Genomic DNA, 24879 nt, shown 5'->3' on the forward strand with positions numbered 1-24879 from the left:
CGAACACAGTAGTTAAGCCCTAGAACGCCGGAAGTAGTTGGGGGTTGCCCCCTGTGAGATATGGAAGTCGCTTAGCTCGAGGGAGTTTAGCTTAGTTGTAATTGAGAGGAAATCGAAATTACAATCGGCGGATGAGAGAAACGAAGTTTCTTACCGTTGGCTGAGCTAGACTCCACCCTTTGGGAGTTTAGCTCAGCTGGGAGAGCATCTGCCTTACAAGCAGAGGGTCAGCGGTTCGATCCCGTTAACTCCCATATAGGTCCCGTAGTGTAGCGGTTATCACGTCGCCCTGTCACGGCGAAGATCGCGGGTTCGATTCCCGTCGGGACCGTTTAAGATAACGGAAGTTATTTTAGACTCGTTAGCTCAGTTGGTAGAGCAATTGACTTTTAATCAATGGGTCACTGGTTCGAGCCCAGTACGGGTCATATTTGCGGGTTTGGCGGAATTGGCAGACGCACCAGATTTAGGATCTGGCGCTTAACAGCGTGGGGGTTCAAGTCCCTTAACCCGCATAATAGAAAGTAGCCGGCTTAGCTCAGTTGGTAGAGCATCTGATTTGTAATCAGAGGGTCGCGTGTTCAAGTCATGTAGCCGGCATTTTTTTATATAGAATAAGAGGTCGATGCGAACGTAGTTCAGTGGTAGAACACCACCTTGCCAAGGTGGGGGTCGCGGGTTCGAATCCCGTCGTTCGCTTAGAGAGGCCGGGGTGGCGGAACTGGCAGACGCACAGGACTTAAAATCCTGCGATTGGTAACGATCGTACCGGTTCGATTCCGGTCCTCGGCATATAATGATGAGCACCCTTAGCTCAACTGGATAGAGTACCTGACTACGAATCAGGCGGTTAGAGGTTCGACTCCTCTAGGGTGCATTTTTTTATTTAACGCGGGAAGTAGCTCAGCTTGGTAGAGTACTTGGTTTGGGACCAAGGTGTCGCAGGTTCGAATCCTGTCTTCCCGATTGATGGCGGTGTAGCTCAGCTGGCTAGAGCGTCCGGTTCATACCCGGGAGGTCGGGGGTTCGATCCCCTTCGCCGCTATAATGATCTTGTTGGACCTTTAGCTCAGCTGGTTAGAGCTCTCGGCTCATAACCGAGTGGTCGTAGGTTCAAGTCCTACAAGGTCCATTGCAAATAATGGAGGATTACCCAAGTCCGGCTGAAGGGAACGGTCTTGAAAACCGTCAGGCGTGTAAAAGCGTGCGTGGGTTCGAATCCCACATCCTCCTTTAGGATTAACGCGGGATGGAGCAGCTAGGTAGCTCGTCGGGCTCATAACCCGAAGGTCGTAGGTTCAAATCCTGCTCCCGCAATTTGGCTCGGTAGCTCAGTTGGTAGAGCAATGGATTGAAGCTCCATGTGTCGGCGGTTCGATTCCGTCTCGCGCCATTTTATAGGATTCTTTATGCGGGTGTAGTTTAGTGGTAAAACTACAGCCTTCCAAGCTGTTGTCGCGAGTTCGATTCTCGTCACCCGCTTTGAACTTTGTTCAAATACCAAGTTTTTTAACTTGGGCGCGTAGCTCAGGTGGTTAGAGCGCACGCCTGATAAGCGTGAGGTCGGTGGTTCGAGTCCACTCGTGCCCATTAATAGGAGAATTACTCAAGAGGCTGAAGAGGACGGTTTGCTAAATCGTTAGGTCGGGTAACTGGCGCGGGGGTTCGAATCCCCCATTCTCCGTACTTAGAGAGCTAGTAAGCTCTTTTTTTTTTTTGTGTATTTCTTTTAAAATAATAGTGAGTAAAAATTTTTAATATAGCAACAGCTTTGCTAGGTTTAGTGCTATAATAGGAATAAAGATTTTGAGACATTAGGTGATTCTATATGAAAAATGGAATAAAATTTTGTAGTATTTTTTATAGATTTATACTATTTATATTTGTAGTGATTCTAACTGGGATTTCGATGATCTTAGATACAACAGAAGCTCAAATTCGCTTTTTAAAACTATCCTTGATTGTTGGGCAAGAGGGGGTGAGGATTGTTACAGTTGTAGTTTTGCTCCTTACTTTTCTTCTATCTTTCTTGTTTAAATGGAAATGTTCAATTCATAAAAAAGGGATTTATCTAAGAAAAATTGATTTATTTGTAGCTTGGGATGAGATTAGAGGTCTTAGCCATGTCTGGATCAATGAATATCATCGTGGACCTCATGGTTTCCTGTTCTATAATCGTAAGACGCTGGTTATTTATAGGAAAAATTACCAACCGATTTGTCTTTATAATATTTCATTATTGGCCTTATATGTGGCTAAATGGTATTATCCAAAATTGAAAACCAATATAGTCTTAGCAACGTTGGCAAGTCTCTTCAATATGGCTTTAAATGCATGCTTCTTGTACGAGATGTTTAGTAAAAATTTGGTGAATATAAAAGCTGAAGTCTTTATGTTTTGGCTGCTTTTATATGCTGTTAAAGTTTTTGCGCTGCCATTGATTATGCTTGAATATGAGAATCACTGCTATGGAGCTTCTTTGGTACATAGCACGGCATATAAAAAGAATGCCTCAAAAGCTATCCACCTGTAAATTGTTGACAGGAAGCTAGCTATTTATATATCTGTTACTTTCTACATTCAAAAAGCACTATATGTTACTAGTTGAGGTTCTAGACACCATATAGTGCTGTTATTAAGTCCAGCTAGTGAGTGAGATTTCACCACTATTGAGCCAGATTTCTGTCTGGTCATCAAGCTGGATAAGGAGTTGTCCTTTGTCGGAGATGTCCTTGGCGACTCCTTTTTTTTCAGTCTGTTCTTGGATAAAACTGACCTCTCTTCCTAGAACAAGAGAGTGTTCTTTATAAAGGTAGAGTAGTTCTTCGGGTGCTGTTTGGTAGAAACAACGCCAAATTTCTGAGATTAGTTCGTTTCGTGTGATAGGAGCTGGTGGTGTAAAGAGACTTCCAGCTTTTTCTTTTATCTCTTTGGGAAAATCGCTGATGGCAAAGTTGATTCCAACGCCGATAATGACATCTGTAACCACCCCTGTCTCAACTGATGTCATTGCTTCGGTGAGGATACCTGCCATCTTTTTATTTTTAAAGTAGATGTCATTTACCCATTTGATATCTACTTCTATCATAGTTAGGTTTTTAATGGCTTTGTAGACTGCAGCAGCTACAAGGAGAGTATAGGATGGGAGCTTTTCATAGGGAAGGTTTGGTTGAATATGCAGGGACATATAGATCCCACCCTGAGATGGAGAATAGTAGGGACGCTGAAAGCGTCCACGACCTGCTGTTTGACAGGTTGAAAGATAGAGTGTATTTCCATTGTTTCCAGCCTCAATCCCTTCTTTTGCATCTGTTTGGGTTGATTTGGTCTCAGGTTTGTAGCGAATGGTTAAGTTGGTGTTCTCCTGAATCAAATCAGGCAATATCAGATCGCCTTGAATAAGCTTATAGCCTCTATTTTTGATACTGTCAATTTCTAGGCCTTCTTGTTGAAGACGTTGGATCGCTTTCCATATAGATGTACGGCTTAAATTCAGTTCTTCTCCGATTTTTTCTCCGCTAACATAGTCGTTTTCTCTAGCTAATATTTGGTAGACTAGTTGGTGTGATTTCATTGTTTTTCCTTTCTAGATAAGAGGGAGTGAGAGTATTCTTTTCGAGTTTGACTAGGTGTTTTATGGAAAAACTGCTTGTAGGCTTTTGAGAAATGTAGTGGATCTGAAAAACCCACAGAATACGCAATGACTTTGATCGTTTCAGTGGTGTGTTCTAGTAACTGTTGAGCACGGTTCATTCGAACGAAAAGTAAATATTCTTTTGGAGAGAGTTGGTGAAATTCTTTAAACACACTAGTTAAGTAACTTCTATGAACCGATAGCTCTTTTGCTAAATCTTGAATGGTGAGCGATTGTGGATAGTGACTATCAATTAATCGTTTGCAGTCAAGATAGAGCTGGTGGGTTGATGAAATATTCTCTTTTTTCTGATTGGGAGCAATCGTTCCTAGATGAAACATTAGTTCATGGAGTTGTCCCATGATGTGTAGTTGAGCCAATTCATTAGATTTTGTAATCTGAGCGAAGCGGACAATATCTGAGATGAGTTTTGCAGTTGTCTGTGTATGACAGTTATTTGACTGGATGAGGTAGGATTGGTCAGAAATTTGAGATAGAGCAAAGTAGTCAGGTGCCCTCCCTCCAGTGATCCCCAACCAGTAGTAAGCCCAAGGATCCTGGCTATCTGCTTGATAGAATGTTAATTCATCTGGTTTTAATAGAAAGAAATCTCCTGTCTTTAAATCAACAATTTTCCCCTTATAATGGAACTGCCCTTTTCCTTTAGTAATGTAATGGAGTACATAGGTATCTCGAATAGCTGGGCCAAAAGAGTAGTTAGGTGTGCATTCTTCATAGCCGTAAAAGCTAAGAGAAAGATCAATTGTTCCAGTCTGGTATTCTGAAAAAACGAGCATGGGGCACCTCCTACCTAACATTTTACCATACTTTAGAGACATTTTTCTATTTTGGAAAGCGCTTTTATTTGCTAAAATTTTATCAGGAAATCGATGAGGTACAAGTTATGGGAATTCGGATAGAGAATAATCTATTTTACATTGAGAGTAAAGGTTTAAGTTTGATTATTGAAAATAGGGATGGGTTCTTATTATTAAAACATTTAGGAAAGACTATTAAGAACTATAGAGGCTCTAATAGTGTTTATGAATGCGATCATGCTTTTTCAGGTAATCCAACAGCTACTAATCGAACCTTTAGTTTGGATACGCAACGTCAAATTTTTGGGCAACATGGTTTGGGTGACTTTAGAAAACCAACTTTACAGGTTCAACATGATGCAACTGAAGTAACAGACTTTCGATTTGTAGAAGCAAAGATTTTAAAAGGTCAGAATGGTCCACAGGGCTTACCTTCTCCTCACAGCATGGATGGTACAGAGACTCTTGTCTTGATTTTAAAAGATCCTCAAGCTAAACTTAGTCTGACTTTGTATTATACAGCTTTTGATAATGATGCGACAATTGCTAGTTACAGCAAATTGGAGAATAATAGCAATCAGGAAGTTGTCATTCATAAGGACTTTTCTTTTATGGCTGATTTTCCTGCTGCAGCTTACGAAATAGTGACTTTACAGGGAGCTTATGCTCGTGAAAAGACTGTCCGACGTCAACAGGTTGAGCAAGGAATCTTTTCGATTAGTTCGAACCGTGGAGCTTCTGGGCATGCTCAAACACCAGCTCTTCTATTATGTGATCAAGGAGTTACAGAGGATGCTGGGAATGTGTTTGCTCTACAACTACTGTATAGTGGAAACTTCGAAGCTTTTGTCCAAAAGAATCAACTGAATGAAGTTCGGGTGGCTATTGGCATTAATCCAGAAAATTTTTCTTGGAAGTTAGATCCTGAGGAAAACTTTGAAACACCGGTAGCTTTAGTGACCTATTCAGATAAGGGATTAACTGGTATCAGTCATGAAAGTCAGAATTTTGTACTTAAGCACATTATGCCAAGTAAATTTTCTAAAAAAGAGCGTCCAATTCTAATCAATAACTGGGAAGCTACCTACTTTGACTTTCAGAGAGAAAAACTGTTAGAACTAGCTGATGAAGCTAAGAAAGTTGGAATTGAACTTTTTGTATTAGATGATGGGTGGTTTGGTAATCGCTTTGATGATAATCGTGCTTTAGGTGATTGGGTTGTGAATGAGGAAAAATTGGGTGGAAGTCTAGAAAGTCTGATTTCAGCGATCCATGAAAGAGGTTTGCAGTTTGGGCTTTGGTTAGAACCGGAGATGATTTCTGTTGATAGCGACTTGTATCGTAAACATCCTGACTGGGCTATTCAGGTTCCAGGTTATGAGCATACCTATTCTAGAAATCAATTAGTACTTAATCTTGCCAATCCTCAGGTAGTAGAATATTTGAAAAATGTTTTAGATGAACTCCTCTCTCATCATAAAATTGATTACATCAAATGGGATATGAACCGCAATATCACTAATATGGGGAATGGTTCAGTTTATCTGGAAACCCAGATGCAGTCTCATCAGTATATGTTGGGGCTTTACGAACTCGTTTCTTATCTGACAGAGAAACACAGTCATATTCTCTTTGAGTCCTGCTCTGGTGGTGGTGGACGAAATGATCTTGGTATGATGCGTTATTTCCCACAAGTCTGGGCTAGTGATAATACTGATGCTATTGCACGTTTACCAATACAATACGGTTCATCCTATCTCTATCCAACCATTTCTATGGGTGCTCATGTGTCAGCAGTGCCAAATCATCAGATGGGACGAATGACACCATTGGAAACTCGCGGTCATGTGGCCATGATGGGGAATCTGGGTTATGAGCTTGATTTAACAAGTTTATCAGATGAAGAGAAGGCTGAGATTGCTAACCAGGTGAACTTGTATAAAGAATTGCGGCCAGTAGTCCAGTTGGGAAATCAGTATAGGTTAATCAATCCCGATGCTGAATCCAATGAAGCAGCTGTACAATTTAACTATGGAAATCAAACGATTGTAACCTACGTCCGAGTTTTATCGGTTGTGGAAACAATGGAAACCACCTTGAAACTAAAAGACTTAGAGGTGGAAGGGCTTTATGAGCTGGAAGGGACAAACATTGTTTATTCGGGTGCAGAGCTCATGTATGCAGGTTTAACTGTTACCCTATCACCAGGAGATTTTTTGAGTAGACAGTATAAATTCAAGAGACTATAATAAAAGCGTATAAATTTATCAAGGAGGCATTCCAATGAAATGGTATAAGAAAGCAGGTTTTCTTTTAGTAGCTGGGGCATGTTTACTAGGCCTAGTGGCTTGTGGTCAGAACAATCAATCAGCTGATGGAAAGGTAACGATTGAGTTTTTTAACCAGAAGACCGAGATGGCAGATACCTTGCAAAGGATAGTGGATGATTTTGAGAAGGAACACCCTAATATTGATGTGAAGTTGACTACAGTACCTTCAGCTGGAATTGTTCTAAAGACTCGGATTTTATCAGGAGATGTTCCAGATATTATTAATATCTATCCTCAAAATATGGATTTTCAGGAGTGGGCTAAGGCAGGCTATTTTGCAAATATGACAGGAAAACCCTATCTTGAGAACATCAAGAATGACTATGCCGAAAAGTATGCGATTAATAATAAAGTTTATAGTGTGCCTTTAACGGCCAACCTTTATGGAATCTACTACAATAAAACAAAGTTTAAAGAATTAGGACTTGAGGAACCGAAGACTTTTAAAGAGTTTCAAGAGATTGTTAAAAAGATAAAGGATAGTGGGAATTCTCCATTTGCAGTTGCAGGCAATGAAGGCTGGACATTAAATGGTTACCACCAACTTTCTCTCATTACCCTTACGGGTAGTGGAGACGCGGCTAATAACTATCTTCGCTTTTCAAAACCAAACGCCATTTCTGCAGATGATGCTATTTTAAAAGCAGATGCGGAACGACTCGATTTATTAGCAGATAATGCTCAAGATGGTTGGCGTGGTGCCTCTTATAATGATGCGGTGGTAGCATTTTCGAGTGGAAAAGCCTTGATGATGCCACAAGGATCATGGGCATTAGCCGCAATTAATCAACAGGATCCAAAATTTGAGGTGGGGATGTTTGCCTTTCCTGGAGAAGAAGTAGGAAAAGAAGTCACTGTTGGTGCAGGGGACATGGCATTATCAACTTCAGCTACTACCAAACATCCGAAAGAAACCGAAGAATTTATCAGCTATATGACTAGTCCAAAAGCTATGCAGTCATACTATGATGTAGATGGATCACCAGTTGCGGTGAAAGGCATACAGGAAAAAGAAGATTCAGCGCTTGCAGCTATTTCTAAACTGGCTTTTACGGACAAACATTATGTTTGGTTGGGCCAACGCTGGAACTCTGAAGAAGACTTTTTTAATCTAAGTGCAGGTTACCTGATGGATAAAAATCTGAAAAATATGGCAAACAATCTCAATGCTTTCTTTAATCCAATGAAGGCAGATTTGGACTAGAATAGGAGTTAAGATGATATGGCTATTCGAAAATTTTTAAATAAATACTGGGGTTGGACATTTTTGCTTATCCCGCTTGCTTTACAAGCTATCTTCTTTTACTTTCCAATGGTACAAGGCGCTTTCTATAGTTTGACTAACTGGACTGGATTGACCTATAATTATAAATTTGTTGGTTTAAATAACTACAAATTGCTGATGATTGATGGTAAATTCTTCACAGCCATAGCCTTTACTTTGATTTTAACTCTGGCATTGATTGTTGGTGAGATTACAATTGGGATGGTTGTGGCACGAGCCTTAAATTCGAAGATGAAGGGGCAGACCTTCTTTAGAGCTTGGTTCTTTTTCCCGGCTGTTTTGTCTGGTTTGACAGTTTCCTTGATTTTTAAACAATTTTTCAACTATGGTCTTCCAACGATTGGAAAAATTTTAGGAATTAGCTTTTTACAAGAGAGTCTATTGGGGACACCAGTCGGAGCGGTAGTGGCAACTATTTTTGTTCTTCTATGGCAAGGAGTAGCAATGCCAATCATTCTCTTTCTTGCTGGTCTTCAGAGTATTCCAACCGATATTTTAGAAGCAGCATCAATTGATGGTGCAACAAGCAAACAAACTTTTTGGAAGATTGAATTACCCTATTTGCTGCCAACGATTTCTATGGTTTTTATTCTGGCTCTTAAGTCCGGCCTGACTGCCTTTGACCAGATTTTTGCCTTGACGAGTGGTGGTCCAAATAATGCAACGACGTCTCTTGGACTTTTAGTATACAACTATGCTTTCAAGAGTAATCAATATGGATATGCGAATGCAATTGCCTTGATTTTATTCTTAATTATTGGAATTGTTTCTATTATCCAAATCAAGCTATCAAAGAAATTTGAAATCTAATAGAGGAGTCCTACACATGAAAAAAGAAGAAAAATTGAATCAGTTTTGGAAATATGTCCTCTTGATAGTCGGTGGTATTCTTATACTTGTTCCTTTGTTGGTAACGGTATTTAGTTCTTTCAAGACAACTAAGGATATCATGAATCATTTCTTTAGTTTGCCCAATCCTTTTACCTTAAGTAATTATGAACGATTAATTTCGGATGGAATTGGAGGCTATTTCTGGAATTCAGTTGTTATTACGGTATTATCATTGATTGTAGTAGCTTTCTTTATACCAGCTGCAGCTTATTCCATTGCTCGAAATATGTCCAAGAAAAAAGCCTTTGCAATTATGTATTCGCTCTTGATTTTAGGTATATTTGTTCCATTTCAGGTGATTATGATTCCTATCACAGTTATGATGAGTAAACTCGGTCTAGCAAATATGTGGGGGCTAGTAATACTCTACCTAACTTATGCCATTCCACAGACTCTCTTCTTGTATGTTGGTTATATAAAAATCAGTGTACCAGATAGTTTGGATGAAGCTGCGGAAATCGATGGGGCTGATCGTTTTACAATTTATCGTCGAATCATTTTTCCAATGCTGAAACCCATGCATGCTACAACTTTGATTATCAATGCACTATGGTTCTGGAATGACTTTATGTTGCCATTGTTGATTCTGAATAAGGATTCAAAGATGTGGACTTTACCTCTCTTCCAATACAACTATCAAGGTCAGTACTTCAATGACTATGGCCCAAGTTTTGCATCTTATATTGTGGGAATTGTAACGATAACCATTGTCTACCTCATCTTCCAAAAACATATCATTTCAGGAATGAGTAACGGGGCAGTGAAGTAAGAAAGTGCTTAGGGAATTTATAATTCCATACATAGACGAACGGTTCAGCTTGTTGACAATTCTATGTAGAAAACAAGAAAGTCGTACTTAGTTGCTTGCAGTTTAGTACGAGTTCAATGTGAACAAAAATCTAAAAATATCTTTCATTTACGAAGCCAGGTCATATAAGACTTGGCTTTCATCAGAAAAAGGAGAACATCTATGACCATTCAAAATAAAACTATGTTGATTACTTACTCAGATAGTCTTGGAAATAATCTTAAAGACTTATATGAGAATTTGGAAGAGCATTTTGGTGATGCTATTGGAGGAGTTCACCTTCTACCATTTTTCCCATCAACAGGTGATCGTGGATTTGCGCCAGTTGACTATGATGAAGTGGATTCAGCTTTTGGTGATTGGGAGGACGTTAAGCGTTTAGGTGAGAAATATTATCTTATGTTTGACTTTATGATTAACCATATTTCTCGTCAATCGAAATATTATAAGGACTATCAAGAAAAACATGAAGCTAGTGAATTTAAAGATCTCTTTTTAAACTGGGACAAGTTTTGGCCGGAAAATCGTCCGACACAAGCTGATGTAGATTTAATTTACAAGCGTAAGGATCGTGCACCAAAGCAAGAGATTCTTTTTGCAGATGGTTCAGTAGAACATTTGTGGAATACTTTTGGTGAGGAGCAGATTGATCTTGATGTGACCAAAGAAGTAACGATGGCATTTATTCGTAAGACGATTCAACATTTAGCAAGTAACGGGTGTGACTTGATTCGTCTAGATGCCTTTGCTTATGCAGTGAAGAAATTGGATACCAATGATTTCTTTGTGGAACCAGATATTTGGAATTTATTGGACAAAGTTCGAGAAATAGCAGCTGAGTATGGGACAGAGCTCCTACCTGAGATTCATGAACACTATTCGATTCAGTTTAAAATAGCGGATCATGATTACTATGTTTACGATTTTGCCCTTCCAATGGTGACCCTTTATACTCTTTACAGTTCCAGAACAGAGCGTTTGGCTAAGTGGTTAAAGATGAGCCCGATGAAGCAATTTACGACACTAGATACCCATGATGGGATTGGAGTGGTGGATGTCAAGGATATCCTGACCGATGAGGAAATTGACTATGCTTCAAATGAGCTCTATAAGGTTGGAGCGAATGTCAAACGTAAGTACTCTAGTGCAGAGTATAACAATCTAGATATCTACCAAATCAATTCGACCTATTATTCTGCGCTTGGAGATGATGATGTCAAGTACTTTCTCGCTCGTCTGATTCAAGCTTTTGCTCCAGGCATTCCTCAGGTTTACTATGTGGGTCTATTAGCAGGAAAAAATGACTTGAAATTATTAGAAGAAACCAAAGAAGGTCGAAATATTAATCGTCATTACTATAGTAATGAGGAAATAGCAGAAGAAGTTCAACGTCCTGTGGTGAAGGCCCTTCTCAATCTATTTTCTTTCCGTAATCAATCAGAGGCCTTTGACCTAGAAGGGACTATTGACATTGAAACACCAACAGCTTACAGCATTGTAATCAAACGCCAAAATAAAGACAAGTCCGTAACAGCAGTAGCAGAAATTGATTTGCAAAGTCAGACCTATCAAGTATTAGAAAACGGCAGAAAAATTCAGTTCTAGTGTTATATTAATGAAACAGTTTTTTTGTGGCGAAAACGTGTTCATTGTTCCCAAATGACGGAAAAAATGGTAGAATATAAAGATAGTTTAGCATTTATCTTCTGGAGAAATCCAGAACAGAAAGGATCCGTTTTGAAATCAATTGGATTACTGGATAAGATAAGAGGGCTTTCGAAAAAAGATTTCTTTTTGTATTTGATGATCATAAGTATCTTTTTACCTTTTTATTTATTCTTATCCCTCTTTGCTTTATATTTGATAGGTTTACTTGTTACTGGGGAGATGAAGGGAATTATCAAAGGATTAATCAAACATCCTGTACTTCTCTTTTTTATTGCCTATAGTAGTATCATCTCTATCGTCGCCAAGAACTGGCTTGGATTGGTTGCATCTTTACTGATGTTTCTCTTCCTCGTTTTCTTTAGTTATTACCAGAAACGTCTGACACATGCTTTCTTTCGACTGATACTGCAGACAATCTTGTTTGGTAGTGTGCTCTCTGCGGCTTTTGCTACCTTGGAGCATTTCCAAATTGTAAAGAAATTTAATTATGCTTTTCTTTCGCCCAATATGCAAGTATGGCACCAGAACCGTGCAGAGGTCACCTTCTTTAATCCTAACTACTATGGGATTATTTGTTGCTTCTGTATTATGATAGCTTTTTATCTCTTTACAACGACGAAGTTAAGATGGTTGAAAATCTTTTGTGTGCTAGCAGGTTTTGTGAATCTATTTGGTTTGAATTTTACGCAAAATAGAACGGCCTTTCCTGCCATCATCGCTGGTGCAATCATTTATCTTTTTACAACTATTAAAAACTGGCGCGCCTTCTGGCTCAGTATTGGAGTTTTCGGGATTGGTCTTTGTTTCCTCTTCTCAAGCGATTTGGGTGTCCGTATGGGAACGCTAGATTCTTCAATGGAGGAGCGTGTTTCAATCTGGAATGCGGGTATGACTTTGTTTAAGCAAAATCCGATTTGGGGTGAGGGTCCACTGACCTATATGAATTCCTATCCGAGAATCCATGCACCTTACCACGAACACGCGCATAGTCTTTACATCGATACTATTTTAAGTTATGGTTTGATTGGAACCATTCTCCTATCCATTTCTTCGGTTATCCCGGTTCACATGATGATGGATATGAGTCAGGAGTCTGGTAAACGACCAATTATCGGTCTTTATCTCTCCTTCCTTACAGTAGTCGCTGTACATGGAATTTTTGACTTGGCTCTCTTCTGGATACAGTCAGGATTCATCTTCTTGCTAGTTATGTGCAGTCTACCACTGGAACATCGAACACTGGTGTCTGAAATGACAGATTAAGTTACTCAAGAACGAAGATCTTCTACTTTAGGTAGGAGGTCTTTTTTGTTGGTGGAAATTATTTCTAAATCGAAATAGTTGACAGATGGAATGATAGGTGTTACAATGGAGAAAATTCGATATAGAAAAAAATTGGAGAGGTCATGAAAGATAGTCATTTGGTAGCTCATCATATTCGTTTGTTAAATGGGCGGATTTTTCAAAAGTTACTGAATCAGGATCCTGAGGCTCTTTATCGGAGTGAACAGGGAAAGATTTTAGCGGTTTTATGGAATAGTGAAACGGGCTGTGCAACTGCGACAGATATTGCGCTGGCGACTGGTCTCGCTAACAATACGCTAACAACCATGATAAAGAATCTTGAGGAGCAAAACCTGGTCATCATTAGCCCATGTGGAATAGATAAGAGAAAGAAATATGTCAAGTTGACAGAGCAAGGTTGGTCGCAGAAAGAAGTGGGCAATCGTGTCAGTCAAAAATTAGATGCAATTTTTTATAAAGGCTTCTCTGAAGAAGAAATCCGTCAGTTTGAAAGCTATCAGGAACGCATCTTAGAAAATTTAAAAGAAAAAGAGGCATAAATCATGTCAAAACAAGTGAAAAATGCTCACAACCTATACATTCATGCTATTCAAGATGGACGAGTTGCTGAGGCTCAGGCCCAGTCTGTAGGCGATACTTATATCCAACACTCGACAGGTGTGCCTGACGGAAAAGAAGGATTTGCAACCTTCTTTGCAAATTTCTTTGAGCGCCATCCCGAGCGTGAGATGAAGATTGTCCGCACTATTGAAGACGGCAATCTGGTCTTTGTGCATGTTCACCAATATCTCAATGGCGGGGAAGCTCAATGGGTGACGACGGATACTTTCCGTGCGGATGAGAACGGCCGTATTGTAGAGCATTGGGATGTCATTGACTACTATCGAACACCTGAAAACGGCCAATTAGATCAGATTTTTGGTGATTTTGAAATCACAGATTTGGATAAGACAGCAGAAAATAAAAAGTTAGTCCGTCGTTTCTTGACAGAAGTTTTCCAAAATGGGGAGCTGGAGCAGTGGAGTGATTATGTGGCGGACGATTTGATTCAGCATAATCATGAGATTGGCCAAGGAAGTGCTGCTTATAAAAACTATGTGGCTGAACATGGTGTCACTTTTGACTTTGTTTTCCAGCTTTTGGGACAAGGAAATTATGTGGTCAGCTTTGGACAAACTCAGATAGATGGGGTGCCTTATGCCCAGTACGATATCTTCCGTTTGGAGAACGGCTTTATTGTGGAGCATTGGGATAATAAGGAAGTTATGCCTAAGGTAGAAGACTTGACCAACCGAGGAAAATTTTAAATTGAGGACTAAGAATGATTGAATATAAAAATGTAGCGCTACGCTATACAGAAAAAGATGTTTTGAGAGATGTCAATTTACGGATTGAGAATGGGGAGTTCATGGTTTTAGTTGGGCCTTCTGGGTCCGGTAAGACGACCATGATTAAGATGATTAATCGTCTTTTGGAACCGACTGATGGAAATATTTACATGGATGGCAAGCGCATCAAAGACTATGACGAGCGTGAGCTTCGTCTTTCTACTGGTTATGTTTTACAGGCCATTGCTCTTTTTCCCAATCTAACGGTTGCGGAAAATATTGCTCTCATTCCTGAGATGAAGGGCTGGACTAAGGAAGAAATTGCTCAGAAAACAGAAGAGCTTTTAGCTAAGGTTGGTTTACCGGTAGCTGAGTATGGGCATCGCTTACCTAGTGAATTATCTGGTGGAGAACAGCAACGGGTCGGGATTGTCCGTGCCATGATTGGTCAGCCTGAGATTCTCCTCATGGATGAGCCCTTTTCAGCCTTGGATGCTATTTCGAGAAAACAGTTGCAGGTTCTGACGAAAGAATTGCATAAAGAGTTTGGTATGACAACGATTTTTGTGACCCATGATACGGATGAAGCTTTGAAATTGGCGGACCGTATTGCTGTCTTGCAGGATGGAGAGATTCGTCAAGTGGCGAATCCCGAGACGATTTTAAAGGCTCCTGCAACAGACTTTGTAGCAGACTTGTTTGGAGGTAGTGTTCATGACTAATTTGATATCAACTTTTCAGGATCGTTTTGGTGATTGGGTAACAGCTCTATCTCAACATTTGCAGTTGTCACTGTTGACCTTGTTACTAGCTATTTTTATCGCTATTCCTTTGGCTGTTTATCTTCGCTATCATGAGAAGTTGGCGGACTGGGTCTTGCAGATTGCAGGGATTTTCCAGACCATTCCGTCTCTGGCCTTATTGGGACTTTTTATCCCCTTGATGGGAATTGGAACCTTGCCTGCTTTGACAGCTCTAGTGATTTATGCGATTTTTCCGATTTTGCAAAATACCATTACTGGGCTGAAGGGAATTGATCCAAGTCTACAAGAGGCTGGGATTGCCTTTGGGATGACTAGATGGGAGCGTCTCAAGAAGTTTGAAATTCCACTTGCCATGCCTGTTATGATGTCTGGTATTCGGACGGCGGCGGTTTTGATTATCGGTACGGCAACCTTGGCTGCCTTGATTGGGGCAGGGGGACTGGGTTCCTTTATCCTTTTGGGAATTGACCGCAATAATACCAGTCTGATTTTGATTGGGGCCCTTTCTTCTGCAGTGCTGGCCATTGCCTTTAACTTCCTACTAAAAGTGATGGAAAAAGCAAAATTGCGGACGATTTTCTCTGGTTTTGCCTTGGTGACCATATTGCTCGGTCTGTCTTATAGTCCAGCCCTCTTAGCTCAAAAAGAGAAAGAAAACTTGGTGATTGCTGGGAAATTGGGACCGGAACCAGAAATTTTGGCAAATATGTATAAGTTGCTGATTGAAGAAAATACCAGTATGACTGCGACTGTTAAGCCGAATTTTGGGAAAACAAGCTTCCTCTATGAAGCTCTGAAAAAAGGGGATATTGATATCTATCCTGAATTTACTGGTACGGTGACTGAAAGTTTGCTTCAGCCATCACCCAAGGTAGGTCATGAGCCAGATCAGGTTTATCAGGTGGCGCGTGATGGCATTGCCAAACAGGATCATCTGGCCTATCTCAAACCTATGTCTTATCAAAATACCTACGCTGTAGCTGTTCCGAAAAAGATTGCTCAAGAATATGGCTTGAAGACCATTTCGGACTTGAAAAAAGTGGAAGGACAGTTGAAGGCCGGTTTTACTCTCGAGTTTAATGACCGTGAAGATGGCAATAAGGGCTTGCAATCAATGTATGGTCTCAATCTCAACGTAGCGACCATGGAGCCAGCCCTTCGCTATCAGGCAATCCAGTCAGGTGATATTCAAATCACGGATGCCTATTCAACCGATGCAGAGTTGGCGCGTTATGATTTGCAGGTCTTGGAGGATGACAAACAACTCTTCCCACCTTATCAAGGGGCACCACTTATGAAAGAAGCTCTTCTCAAGAAACATCCTGAGTTGGAGACAGTTCTCAATAAACTAGCTGGTAAAATCACGGAAAGCCAGATGAGCCAGCTCAACTATCAAGTCGGTGTTGAAGGCAAGTCAGCAGAACAAGTAGCCAAGGAGTTTTTACAAGAACAAGGTTTGTTGAAGAAATAGTTTGAAAATGTCAAACTCAACTTGCTTAAACGACTATAGAAAAGAATGCTCAGACAATGTCGTCTGGGCTTTTTTGATATTAGAGTTACTGAATGTCTTTCAAAATGGAAAATAAGAGGAAATTTTTAGGATTTTCTAAAATTTTACTGTAAATACACTTGACTATTCACAAAATAGGTGTATAATGTGTTGTGAACTACTTAACAAATAAGGATTTTCAGCTCATGTCGACTAAGGATGGAAATCTTGTGTATAGACAGTTCAGTAGATATATAATAGAGCGTTGCGTCCGAAAGTCTATCCAGACACGGCTCTTTAAAAACAAAAGGAGAAGATTATGAAAACAGAACCGATTCATCGTACCAGTATGTGGAAATTTAAGTTAAGTGCTGCCACCATGACTTTGATTCCCGCTGCCGTGGGGATTAACTATGTTGCCAAAGCCTTGGCGGAGGGGTTAAAGTTGCCCGTTTGGCTGGGGTCTTTGGGAACCTTTCTTACCAGCATGTTGGCTGGGCCGGTTGCCGGTGCCATTAGTGGTTTCATCAACAACGTGATCTATGGGCTGACCTTATCGCCAATTTCAACCGTGTATGCGATTACCAGCATCGGAATTGGGATTGCTGTCGGAGTTTTGCACGCCAATGGGTGGTTCTCGTCAGCGCGACGAGTATTTGTTTCTGCTATTATTATTGCCATCGTTTCAGCTGTCATTTCAACGCCACTCAACGTCATCTTTTGGGGTGGTCAGACCGGTATCGCTTGGGGTGACTCATTGTTTGCGGTAATGGTCGCCAATCATGCACCAGTGTGGCTGGCCTCATTTACCGATGAGTTTGTCTTGGATATTTTGGATAAAGTCTGCGTGGCCTACCTGGCATTCTTCATCTATCGTCAGCTGCCGAAGCGGATGGTGCACTTCTTTAGCGATGATAAATGATGACTGATAAAACATTGATTTCTGGAGCGCCACGGGTCAAGCTCAAGTGGTACCAGGTGATCGATCCGATTACTAAGCTCTTGTTCATCTTGGACATGACGTTGTTGAGCTTTGCCAGTATGAATTTATTGCTTCAGGCCGGATTAATTCTTGTCGCAACACTGCTATTGTTATTTTCCAAATTGAGTTCTACCACCTTTAAGGCGCTGGGATTCAGCCTGTTTCTGATTTGCACCATGCTGATCATCCAAGGGTTATTTTACAGTCGGAATCAAACTGTGCTGTTTTCTGTGCTTGGGGTGTCGTTCTACAAAGAAGGCCTGATTTACGCCACCACTCTGGGTTGTCGAGTATTGGTGATTATTTTGACCAGTGGCTTTTTTATGGTGACCACGAGTATTTCAGAAAACGCGGCCTATTTGGAACTGTCCGGATTGTCTTATAAAACCGTCTACGTTCTGATGTCGGTGTGTTATATTTTGCCGGAAATGATGCGCAATATGCGGAAAATCCAGCAGGCACAAAAAGTTCGCGGAACCAATCCGCAAAAAACGTTGATTCAGAAATTAAAGTCAGTCCTGCCGGTTCTAATTCCATTGGTGATTAAGACCTTGGATCAATCGATGACGCGGTCGATTTCTCTCCAACTGAGAGGTTTTGATAATCTCAACCGGACTGTCAGAACCTCCCAGCGCGTGTATCGCCTGTCGCGGACGCTGCACATTGGTCTGACTGGATTGGCAATTTTATTGATTGGGTGGAAGATATGGATGAAGATAAACGGATTGTAATTGAAAATTTGACCACCCGTTATCCGGGTACTGAGCAACCACAACTGCGTCAGATTAACGCGGAGGTTCATACCGGCCAGGTGGTTGGGATTATCGGGAATAGCCACTCCGGCAAATCGACTTTGTGCCGTGTGCTGGCAGGGGTCATTCCCAAAATTATGTCTGCTGAGATTGAGGGCGATTGGCACATGTTTGGCCAGCGAGTGTCTGACAATTGGCCCGTTTATAATGCCATCAATGGAGTTGTACTGCAAAATCCAGCTGGCCAACTAAGCGGGTTGGCAGACACGGTTGCCGATGAAATCGCCTTTGACTTGATTAATCAGGGAATGACTGAAGGACTGATTCAAAAACGGGTTGAAGAAGTTGCCACGCAAATGGGGCTGATTGAACAGCTGAATTTGCGTCCCGAGAGCCTTTCCGGTGGTCAGATCCAGCGGTTGGCAATTGCCACGGCGATTGTGGCTAATCCGGCTGTTTTGATTATGGATGATCCGACCAGTGAGATGGATCCCCTTGGTCGCCGGCAATTTTTCCAATGGCTGGCCCAAGTCAAAGATACGACTGTCTTCATTGTCGCCAGTGAAATTGACGATTTGTGCGAAGTCGCCGACGTTGTGTGGGTGCTGCACGAGGGTCAAATGGTAGCCCAGGGCAGGCCGGGTGAGGTGTTTAATCATTTGGCAGCTGACTGGCAGATTCCAGCCCCGACAATCCAGCAACTTGCTCAAAAAATGGATTGGCACTTGGCTGATGGCCGGTATCTGGTGAATTACGCTGATCTGAAGGAGGTTCGTTATGTCCACAATTGAACTGAGCCACCTGACGTTCACTTATCCGGAACGGTCCTTTAGCTTGGATGTTGAAGACAAACACTTCACCGATCCGATGGTGGCGATTGTCGGCCAAAATGGTGCCGGCAAATCAACGCTCTTCAAATTGTTGACGGGTTTGCTGACACCACAAACCGGTGTGATTAAGATCGATGGAGAAAATTTTAATGATCTTAAACCAGTCGAAAAGTTACTGAAGGTTGGGATTACTTTTCAGAATCCTGACGATCAGCTTTTCAACCCGACCGTTCAACGAGAGGTGGAGTGGAATGTCGCGCAGGTCATGGATGACCACGACACGATTACGAGGCGGGCTTTAGCGGCTCTAAAAAGAGTTGGCTTGGATGATAAAACAGCTGAAAGTCCATATGACCTGTCATTGTCGGAACGCAAGCTGTTGAGCGTTGCCACAGTTTTGGCAGTGGATCCGGCGATTTATTTATTTGATGAGCCGATGATGTCGCTTGATTGGGAAAGCCGGCGCAAGTTGACCGCAATTTTCCATCAGTTGGCTGATTCGGGCCACCAAGTTGTGACCATCACCCATGACATGGATTGGGTCGCCGCCGAGTTTGAGTCGGTGTATGTTATGGAACACGGGAAGTTTGGCTTCGCCGGGAGTCCACGGGAATTGTTCAGCAATCACGAACTTGTCCAGCGAGTGGGATTACTACCACCGCGGATTATGGACATAGCGGAGTCGCTGGGTGATTCACAGACATATTTATCGGTTAATGATTATTGCCAGAAAAATCGAGATGTATAGAAAAAGTCACCTCTGCGGGTTTTCCAGGTTGAAGGATTAACTTCAGCTTCTGGCAAGAACTCATATGGGTGACTTTTGTGTTTAATAACGTTTCATGATCATCGGGTGCTTCCTCAGATCACTCGGTTTGATTTTACTTTGTTTCATGGTCATAATCATATACCATTTCTTTTGGATTTTTTGTTTGACTAATACAAAATAGGTCTTCATAGGTCTTCGCATTTTTAGCGCCCATTAGGATCATCAGTATAATTTTCTGAATTAGGAGACTGTCCCATCACTATTCGAACTTCGTCTCCCAACTTACGCTGTTCCCATTCATCCGTGAATCCTTTAAATCGCAATTCTGGAACTTTCTTTTTAACTGAATCATCTATTTTCGCCATAGTCCCCACCATTTTATTGGTTTTTCTTGTTCTTCTATCCTTTTTTGATCTTTGATTTGTTCCTGTAAATTTTCCAACTTCTCTTTAAGAGCGTTCACTTCATCTTTATATTGATTGTCTAAGTGTTTGAATTCTGTTTCCTGTGAGGGCATTTTGAGGGCTTTTAAGTTATCATTTTCCGCCTTGTATTCTTCTAGCAACTTTTTATCTTGCAAGGCTAATCGTTGTTACTGGTCTAACAAATTAGTTAGTTTTTCTATTTGTTGGTCTTTGCTACTTATTTGTTGGTCTTTGGTATTTGATTTGCTACTACTTTCTACTTTACCTAAAATTATTTTTTCTGCTTTAGAATTTATTAGATTAGACCCATTGGAACTTTTAAGCTGTAATTCTTTTGGTAACCTTTGGTAGTGATATTGAATATTTTGTTTTGTAACACTCAACTCATCCGCCAGCTCTTTGATCGTTTTTAAGTCTTCACTCATGGTTTAAGTCCTGCCTTTTAACCGTTGGTAGATATTGTTCAATGGCTTTTTTGAGGTAGCGTGCGATATTATGCTTAGAATATTCTTCACGTCTGCTGGCAACATAAGACAAGTGGTCTTTGACACTATTTAGCCCTCTTAATTCTTTCAGTTCGTCATAGAGGGGGTAAACATGGACTTGCAATCCTGCCATGATTTTTGTATCTTGCATTTCAAACGGACTTAGCAACATATTTTCTAGCAATAGCGTGGTGTACTTGCTTTTCATTGCTTCAATAGCTAGCTTATCTTCGGTTTCTGCTTTGCGTGCTTTATCTTCTTGATAGGCGGTATCTTCTAACTTATAGCTGTTATCGTCTGCTCGACGTTTCTTTCGTAACCAGATATCCAATGTTAAACCGTCCGCATCAATCGCTCGATAGAGATAATGCTAACGCCCCTTAATTTTGATATAGGTTTCATCCATTTTCCACGAATCGAAGGACTGTTTATTTTTCTTTTTCCAGAGATGATAGAGGATTTTACTGTATTCTTGAACCCACCGATAAATCGTAGTGTGACAAACATTTATTCCACGGTCATAAAGCAATTCCTGAACTTCACGATAGCTCAGATTGTAACGTAGGTAATAACCAACAGCGACAATGATGACGTCTTGTTGGAATTGTTTGCCTTTAAAATGATTCATCTCTCAAGCCTTACTAACCTTTTTTCTGCTCTTTGAGAAGCTGAAGGTCGTGCTAGTAACTACCTATTTGGTTTGATTAATTCCATCATTTATCTGGTGCTTGCCCTTCAAAAAGGCTTCTATGGTGAGGTTTTAACAACTCTCTATTTTACAATTATGCAGCCAATTGGTCTCTTGGTTTGGATTTATCAAGCCCAGTTTAAGAAAGAACAACAAGAGTTTGTCGCACGTAAACTAGACGGCAAGGGTTGGACAAAGTATCTTTCTATTAGTGTTCTTTGGTGGTTGGCCTTTGGGTTTATTTATCAGTCTATAGGAGCTAATCGTCCCTATCGTGATTCTATCACTGATGCGACCAATGGTGTAGGGCAAATCCTCATGACAGCTGTTTACCGTGAACAGTGGATATTCTGGGCTGCTACTAATGTCTTTTCAATCTATCTCTGGTGGGGAGAAAGCCTGCAAATCCAAGGGAAATACCTAATTTATCTCATCAATAGTCTAGTTGGGTGGTATCAGTGGAGCAAGGCAGCAAAAAGCGCTTAAAAAAGTAAAAAAAGGATCAGATGATCCTTTTTTGTGTTAGAGCAAAATGAATAATACCGTAATGACAATAGCACTCGTTATACGAATAATGTGGTGCGATATATGTTGATTTTCTTGCTGTCGACCGTTCCAGTAGGCACCATAGCAGACGATACTCGAACCCACAATCCATAGTAGAATGGTTGCCAGTGGGACGAAGTAAAAGATAGCTAGAGCCAGAGAAGTGATGCAACTGCCGACCAAGATGCACGTGTTTCCCAGACTGTAGTTCTTTTGTTTCATGGCTGAAAAAGCAGCAGCAAGGTGAAGTAATGAGAATGCGAGAGCTAGTACGATTGTTAGTATTCCTAGAATCATCGAAGTTAACATAGTTGGTTCCTTTCTGAGTTACAGGCTTAGTTATCAAGTGGAGTTGTAGAGGTCACCTCCATTACATCAAGGTAAAATTTCACCACTTGGTCTTCAGTATAAGATTTTCCTTTTTTTAGCCACCAAGTTAGAGTCTCGATAAAGTTCGTCACAACAAAATGCTGGAGGTAGGAGGCCGGAATGTTTGGATAGGCCTCTTGCAAGTCATCCGCCACCATGGGATAGACGTGGTGTTCGAGTTCCTTGTGTAGTTGGCGGAGAAAGTAGTCGTTTTTGGAAAAAAGAAGACTGGTGACATGATCTTGGTTTTTTTGAAAATGTAAAAAGATATGGGCGAGGTAGTCCTCGGTAGTCAAGTGTTCTTCCCTTTCAAAAAGATGATGAAAGAGGTAGCGACAAAGTTCATCTAAAAGCAGTTCCTTGCTCTCGTAGTGACAGTAAAAGGTCGAGCGCCCAACATCTGCCAAGTCAATGATATCTTGGACAGTAGTAGCATCATAGCCCTTGTCGTTCAAAACTTGTAGAAAAGCTTGATAGATGGCTTTTTTAGTCTTGCTGACTCGACGGTCTCTTTTTGGCATATAGACACTTGAGACAAACTGTTCAGAACTGAACATGGCTGACAGTTTGCTTCTATCCTTTCTTTGGATTTTATTAGATAATACAAATGAAAGAAGTATGTATATACCCATTATACCAAAGGAGGGAGAGAAATGAGTTCTAAAACATCTATCTGGTTAGCTTTTTTCTTAAATTTAAGTTATGCGATTGTTGAGTTTATCGCAGGAGGAATCTTTGGTTCAAGTGCAGTTCTTGCTGATTCTGTTCATGACTTGGGAGATGCTATAGCCATTGGCATCTCAGCCCTTTTAGAAACAATCTCCAACCGTGAAGAAGATAGACAGTACACCTTGGGTTACAAACGTTTTAGCCTTTTAGGGGCCATGCTAACGGCTGTGATTCTTATGATAGGGTCTGTCCTAGTGATTTTGGAAAATATCACGAAGATTGCTCATCCGCAACCCGTTAATGAAAATGGTATCCTCTGGCTGGGAATCATTGCAGTGGTCATTAATGTGCTAGCAAGTCTGGTAGTTCGTAAAGGAAAGACAAAGAATGAGTCTATTCTTAGCTTGCATTTTTTGGAAGATACTCTTGGTTGGTTGGCTGTCATTCTAATGGCGATTATACTCCGATTTACAGATTGGTATATCCTTGATCCGCTCTTATCACTGGTTATTTCCATCTTTATTCTGTCGAAAGCCATTCCTCGCTTTTGGAGCGCACTAAAAATTTTCCTAGATGCTGTGCCAGAAGGGGTTGAGACAAGTGATTTGGAGAAGGATTTAGAGGCTTTACCCAATGTCAAAAGTGTCAATCAACTTAGCATTTGGTCCATGGACGGTCTAGAGAACAATGCTGTTGTCCACATTTGTATCAAGGACTGGGAGCAGATGATTGAGACCAAAGAAGTGGTGCGTCAATGTTTAGAAGAAAGAGGCGTGCAGAATATCACTATTGAAGTGGATAGCAGTCAAAGCAATCATGCGCAACATAGGCGGAAGGTGAGAGAGTTAGAGCAGAAGCATGGTCATCATCATTAGAAAAACGACCTCTAGCGAGGTCGTTTTGTTATCCTATTCATTCCTCGTACTTTCTCTCAAAGTCAGTCTGGTGCCCAGCATGGTTAGGCTAGGGATTTTGCGACCGTGGAGGACTTCCTTGTTAAGAATATCCATACCTGCTCGGCCCATTTCCTCAGTATAGACCGTGATACTAGAGAGGGGAGGGTAGACTTGCTTGGTCAGGCTAGTGTCGTTAAAAGAAATGAGGCTGACGCGGTCTGGTAGGCTGATTCCAGCTTCTTGAAGGGCACGAAGGGCGCCGATGGCTAAACTATCGCTGGCGGCGAAAAAGGCTGGTGGGAGTTGATCACCCAACTTGTGAATGGCCTCCTTCATCAAGTCATAGCCAGACTGGGCCGTAAAGCTCCCCTGAAAAACCAGTTCTTCATGGTAGATACCATTTGCTTGGGTAATGTCTTTGAAATTTTCTAGCCGCTTATCCTGGATAATTTCTTCCTGGTCGGTTGTTTCCTCAAGGCCTGTGAGAATTCCGATACGATCAAGCCCTTGGCTGAGGAAGTGATCGACAACTTGTTTTACAGCAGTGTAAAAGTCAGTGATAATACAGGTATGTCCCAATGAAAGTGTATCGCTGTCTAAAAAGACTAGGGGTTTTTGGTATTCTTCAAAGGCAGTGATCTGTGATCGGCTGAACTTTCCGATACAGAGAATGCCAATCACTTCCTCGCTCAGGGTAAATGGATGGTCATTAAAATAGCGCAAGATATCATAGTCCAACTCTTGGGCTCTTTTTTCGATACCGAGGCGAATCTGGTAGTAGTAGAGGTCGTCCAACTCCCCTTGTTCGCTGACCCATTGGATAATGGCAATCTTTTGCTTGGGTTTGTGGGATTCGCCTGTCTTGAGGTGCTTAGTATAGCCCAGCTCTTCCGCGACGGTTAAAATACGGTGTCTGGTTTCTTCTGTAACAGATAGACTCTGGTCGCGATTGAGGACACGAGATACGGTCGCGATAGAGACAGAGGCTAGCTGTGCGATGTCTTTTAAGGTAGCCATAAATCCTCCTCCTTTTAGGTTAGTATATCATATTTTTCTGCTTTTTACTAATAGTTTAGTAAAAGTTTAGTAAAAAGGATTGACCTTGGCAAATGCCTTGGATACAATAGAAGAAAACGATTACGCGTTAA

Annotated in this window: 24 protein-coding genes, 17 tRNA genes and 3 pseudogenes; 34 read left to right on the top strand and 10 right to left on the bottom strand. The window is 41.1% G+C overall.

The genetic code is table 11. From position 1 onward, the window contains the following. Positions 1-181 precede the first annotated feature (181 nt). The 18 genes from M1F74_RS02580 (at position 182) to M1F74_RS02665 (ending at position 2533) form a co-directional block, all read left to right on the top strand. Positions 182-254 (top strand) — tRNA-Val (locus M1F74_RS02580). 4 nt (positions 255-258) lie between these two features. Further along, positions 259-331 (top strand) — tRNA-Asp (locus M1F74_RS02585). Between the two features lie 24 nt (positions 332-355). Beyond that, positions 356-428 (top strand) — tRNA-Lys (locus tag M1F74_RS02590). 5 nt (positions 429-433) lie between these two features. Next, a tRNA-Leu gene (locus M1F74_RS02595) sits at positions 434-515 on the top strand. A gap of 12 nt (positions 516-527) precedes the next feature. Beyond that, positions 528-600, top strand: a tRNA-Thr gene (locus tag M1F74_RS02600). Between the two features lie 27 nt (positions 601-627). After that, positions 628-699, top strand: a tRNA-Gly gene (locus M1F74_RS02605). Between the two features lie 7 nt (positions 700-706). Continuing rightward, positions 707-792: transfer RNA gene (locus M1F74_RS02610), tRNA-Leu, on the top strand. An 11-nt stretch (positions 793-803) separates the two neighbouring features. Then, positions 804-877 (top strand) — tRNA-Arg (locus tag M1F74_RS02615). 15 nt (positions 878-892) lie between these two features. Next, positions 893-966 (top strand) — tRNA-Pro (locus M1F74_RS02620). A gap of 5 nt (positions 967-971) precedes the next feature. Next, a tRNA-Met gene (locus tag M1F74_RS02625) sits at positions 972-1045 on the top strand. 13 nt (positions 1046-1058) lie between these two features. After that, positions 1059-1132, top strand: a tRNA-Ile gene (locus M1F74_RS02630). A gap of 11 nt (positions 1133-1143) precedes the next feature. Next, a tRNA-Ser gene (locus M1F74_RS02635) sits at positions 1144-1233 on the top strand. A 10-nt stretch (positions 1234-1243) separates the two neighbouring features. Beyond that, positions 1244-1317, top strand: a tRNA-Met gene (locus M1F74_RS02640). A gap of 3 nt (positions 1318-1320) precedes the next feature. Next, positions 1321-1393: transfer RNA gene (locus M1F74_RS02645), tRNA-Phe, on the top strand. Positions 1394-1411: 18 nt separating this feature from the next. Continuing rightward, positions 1412-1482, top strand: a tRNA-Gly gene (locus tag M1F74_RS02650). A gap of 34 nt (positions 1483-1516) precedes the next feature. Beyond that, a tRNA-Ile gene (locus M1F74_RS02655) sits at positions 1517-1590 on the top strand. A 6-nt stretch (positions 1591-1596) separates the two neighbouring features. After that, positions 1597-1684: transfer RNA gene (locus M1F74_RS02660), tRNA-Ser, on the top strand. Between the two features lie 144 nt (positions 1685-1828). Continuing rightward, the gene (locus M1F74_RS02665; RefSeq protein WP_247946216.1) at positions 1829-2533 is read left to right on the top strand and encodes a hypothetical protein; all 705 of its coding nucleotides are present in this window, start codon (positions 1829-1831) and stop codon (positions 2531-2533) included. Between the two features lie 102 nt (positions 2534-2635). Here M1F74_RS02665 and birA read toward each other — a convergent pair whose 3' ends face one another. Both birA and M1F74_RS02675 read right to left on the bottom strand, forming a co-directional pair. Further along, the gene (birA, locus tag M1F74_RS02670) at positions 2636-3574 is read right to left on the bottom strand and encodes a bifunctional biotin--[acetyl-CoA-carboxylase] ligase/biotin operon repressor BirA (protein WP_247946217.1); all 939 of its coding nucleotides are present in this window, start codon (positions 3572-3574) and stop codon (positions 2636-2638) included. Further along, positions 3571-4431 (bottom strand): AraC family transcriptional regulator, encoded by an 861-nt coding sequence (locus tag M1F74_RS02675; RefSeq protein WP_247946218.1) that lies wholly within the window; start codon positions 4429-4431, stop codon positions 3571-3573. Before M1F74_RS02675 ends, birA begins: the two co-directional genes overlap by 4 nt. Before the next feature lie 107 nt (positions 4432-4538). Here M1F74_RS02675 and M1F74_RS02680 point away from each other — a divergent pair, with 107 nt between their 5' ends. The 14 genes from M1F74_RS02680 to M1F74_RS02745 all read left to right on the top strand — a co-directional run bounded on the left by M1F74_RS02680 (position 4539) and on the right by M1F74_RS02745 (position 19632). After that, positions 4539-6701 (top strand): alpha-galactosidase, encoded by a 2163-nt coding sequence (locus M1F74_RS02680; RefSeq protein WP_247946219.1) that lies wholly within the window; start codon positions 4539-4541, stop codon positions 6699-6701. 34 nt (positions 6702-6735) lie between these two features. Beyond that, positions 6736-7986: an extracellular solute-binding protein gene (locus M1F74_RS02685; RefSeq protein WP_247946220.1), complete on the top strand. Its 1251-nt coding sequence runs from the start codon at positions 6736-6738 to the stop codon at positions 7984-7986. 18 nt (positions 7987-8004) lie between these two features. Continuing rightward, positions 8005-8877, top strand: coding sequence for a carbohydrate ABC transporter permease (locus M1F74_RS02690; protein ID WP_247946221.1), 873 nt, complete (start codon positions 8005-8007; stop codon positions 8875-8877). A gap of 16 nt (positions 8878-8893) precedes the next feature. Then, positions 8894-9727: a carbohydrate ABC transporter permease gene (locus M1F74_RS02695; protein WP_247946222.1), complete on the top strand. Its 834-nt coding sequence runs from the start codon at positions 8894-8896 to the stop codon at positions 9725-9727. Between the two features lie 201 nt (positions 9728-9928). Beyond that, positions 9929-11371 (top strand): sucrose phosphorylase, encoded by a 1443-nt coding sequence (gene gtfA, locus M1F74_RS02700; protein WP_247946223.1) that lies wholly within the window; start codon positions 9929-9931, stop codon positions 11369-11371. A 132-nt stretch (positions 11372-11503) separates the two neighbouring features. Next, positions 11504-12697, top strand: coding sequence for an O-antigen ligase family protein (locus tag M1F74_RS02705; RefSeq protein ID WP_247946426.1), 1194 nt, complete (start codon positions 11504-11506; stop codon positions 12695-12697). 143 nt (positions 12698-12840) lie between these two features. Continuing rightward, positions 12841-13278 (top strand): MarR family winged helix-turn-helix transcriptional regulator, encoded by a 438-nt coding sequence (locus M1F74_RS02710; protein WP_247946224.1) that lies wholly within the window; start codon positions 12841-12843, stop codon positions 13276-13278. A gap of 3 nt (positions 13279-13281) precedes the next feature. Continuing rightward, entirely contained in the window at positions 13282-14046 is a 765-nt protein-coding gene (locus M1F74_RS02715; RefSeq protein WP_247946225.1) for a nuclear transport factor 2 family protein, read from the top strand. 14 nt (positions 14047-14060) lie between these two features. Continuing rightward, positions 14061-14789: an ATP-binding cassette domain-containing protein gene (locus M1F74_RS02720; protein WP_247946226.1), complete on the top strand. Its 729-nt coding sequence runs from the start codon at positions 14061-14063 to the stop codon at positions 14787-14789. After that, entirely contained in the window at positions 14782-16302 is a 1521-nt protein-coding gene (locus M1F74_RS02725; protein WP_247946227.1) for an ABC transporter permease/substrate-binding protein, read from the top strand. Before M1F74_RS02720 ends, M1F74_RS02725 begins: the two co-directional genes overlap by 8 nt. Before the next feature lie 337 nt (positions 16303-16639). Then, positions 16640-17242, top strand: coding sequence for a hypothetical protein (locus M1F74_RS02730; protein ID WP_000846130.1), 603 nt, complete (start codon positions 16640-16642; stop codon positions 17240-17242). Further along, complete coding sequence (locus M1F74_RS02735) at positions 17242-18033, top strand: energy-coupling factor transporter transmembrane component T (protein ID WP_000130447.1); 792 nt, start codon at positions 17242-17244, stop codon at positions 18031-18033. The genes M1F74_RS02730 and M1F74_RS02735 overlap by 1 nt, the downstream gene beginning before the upstream one ends. Then, complete coding sequence (locus tag M1F74_RS02740) at positions 18009-18845, top strand: ABC transporter ATP-binding protein (RefSeq protein WP_247946228.1); 837 nt, start codon at positions 18009-18011, stop codon at positions 18843-18845. Before M1F74_RS02735 ends, M1F74_RS02740 begins: the two co-directional genes overlap by 25 nt. Continuing rightward, a complete protein-coding gene (locus M1F74_RS02745) occupies positions 18832-19632 on the top strand; it encodes an energy-coupling factor ABC transporter ATP-binding protein (protein ID WP_060628726.1) in 801 nt (266 codons plus the stop codon). Before M1F74_RS02740 ends, M1F74_RS02745 begins: the two co-directional genes overlap by 14 nt. Positions 19633-19856: 224 nt before the next feature. On the opposite strand, the gene M1F74_RS02750 is transcribed toward M1F74_RS02745, so the two are convergent. From M1F74_RS02750 to M1F74_RS02770, 5 genes and pseudogenes are all read right to left on the bottom strand, one after another. Next, the gene (locus tag M1F74_RS02750) at positions 19857-20018 is read right to left on the bottom strand and encodes a hypothetical protein (RefSeq protein ID WP_001062367.1); all 162 of its coding nucleotides are present in this window, start codon (positions 20016-20018) and stop codon (positions 19857-19859) included. Further along, a complete protein-coding gene (locus M1F74_RS02755; protein WP_001152920.1) occupies positions 20006-20233 on the bottom strand; it encodes a hypothetical protein in 228 nt (75 codons plus the stop codon). Before M1F74_RS02755 ends, M1F74_RS02750 begins: the two co-directional genes overlap by 13 nt. A 12-nt stretch (positions 20234-20245) precedes the next feature. Then, positions 20246-20503 (bottom strand): plasmid replication protein, encoded by a 258-nt coding sequence (locus M1F74_RS02760; protein WP_001287840.1) that lies wholly within the window; start codon positions 20501-20503, stop codon positions 20246-20248. Then, positions 20496-20882: pseudogene (locus tag M1F74_RS02765) on the bottom strand (DNA replication protein); the annotation flags it as partial. The pseudogene M1F74_RS02765 and the gene M1F74_RS02760, both read right to left, overlap by 8 nt. Beyond that, a pseudogene (locus M1F74_RS02770) lies at positions 20868-21191 on the bottom strand (IS6 family transposase); the annotation flags it as partial. The pseudogenes M1F74_RS02770 and M1F74_RS02765, both read right to left, overlap by 15 nt. Positions 21192-21230: 39 nt before the next feature. Here M1F74_RS02770 and pnuC point away from each other — a divergent pair. Further along, a pseudogene (gene pnuC / locus M1F74_RS02775) lies at positions 21231-21737 on the top strand (nicotinamide riboside transporter PnuC); the annotation flags it as partial. 36 nt (positions 21738-21773) lie between these two features. Here pnuC and M1F74_RS02780 read toward each other — a convergent pair. Together M1F74_RS02780 and M1F74_RS02785 are read right to left on the bottom strand one after the other, a co-directional pair. Then, positions 21774-22106 carry a hypothetical protein gene (locus M1F74_RS02780; RefSeq protein ID WP_000958145.1) on the bottom strand — a complete coding sequence of 111 codons (333 nt, stop codon included), beginning with the start codon at positions 22104-22106 and terminating at the stop codon, positions 21774-21776. Between the two features lie 26 nt (positions 22107-22132). After that, positions 22133-22687, bottom strand: a complete 555-nt coding sequence (locus M1F74_RS02785; RefSeq protein ID WP_247946427.1) for a TetR/AcrR family transcriptional regulator — start codon at positions 22685-22687, stop codon at positions 22133-22135. A gap of 132 nt (positions 22688-22819) precedes the next feature. Here M1F74_RS02785 and M1F74_RS02790 point away from each other — a divergent pair, with 132 nt between their 5' ends. Further along, on the top strand, positions 22820-23710 hold the full coding sequence (locus tag M1F74_RS02790; RefSeq protein WP_247946229.1) for a cation diffusion facilitator family transporter: 891 nt from the start codon (positions 22820-22822) through the stop codon (positions 23708-23710). 33 nt (positions 23711-23743) lie between these two features. Here the strand turns inward: M1F74_RS02790 and galR are convergent, their stop codons facing one another. Further along, positions 23744-24748 (bottom strand): LacI family DNA-binding transcriptional regulator, encoded by a 1005-nt coding sequence (gene galR / locus M1F74_RS02795; protein ID WP_247946230.1) that lies wholly within the window; start codon positions 24746-24748, stop codon positions 23744-23746. Positions 24749-24879: the final 131 nt, after the last annotated feature.

It is taken from the genome of Streptococcus oralis, assembly GCF_023109315.1.
GTDB lineage: Bacteria > Bacillota > Bacilli > Lactobacillales > Streptococcaceae > Streptococcus > Streptococcus oralis_BS.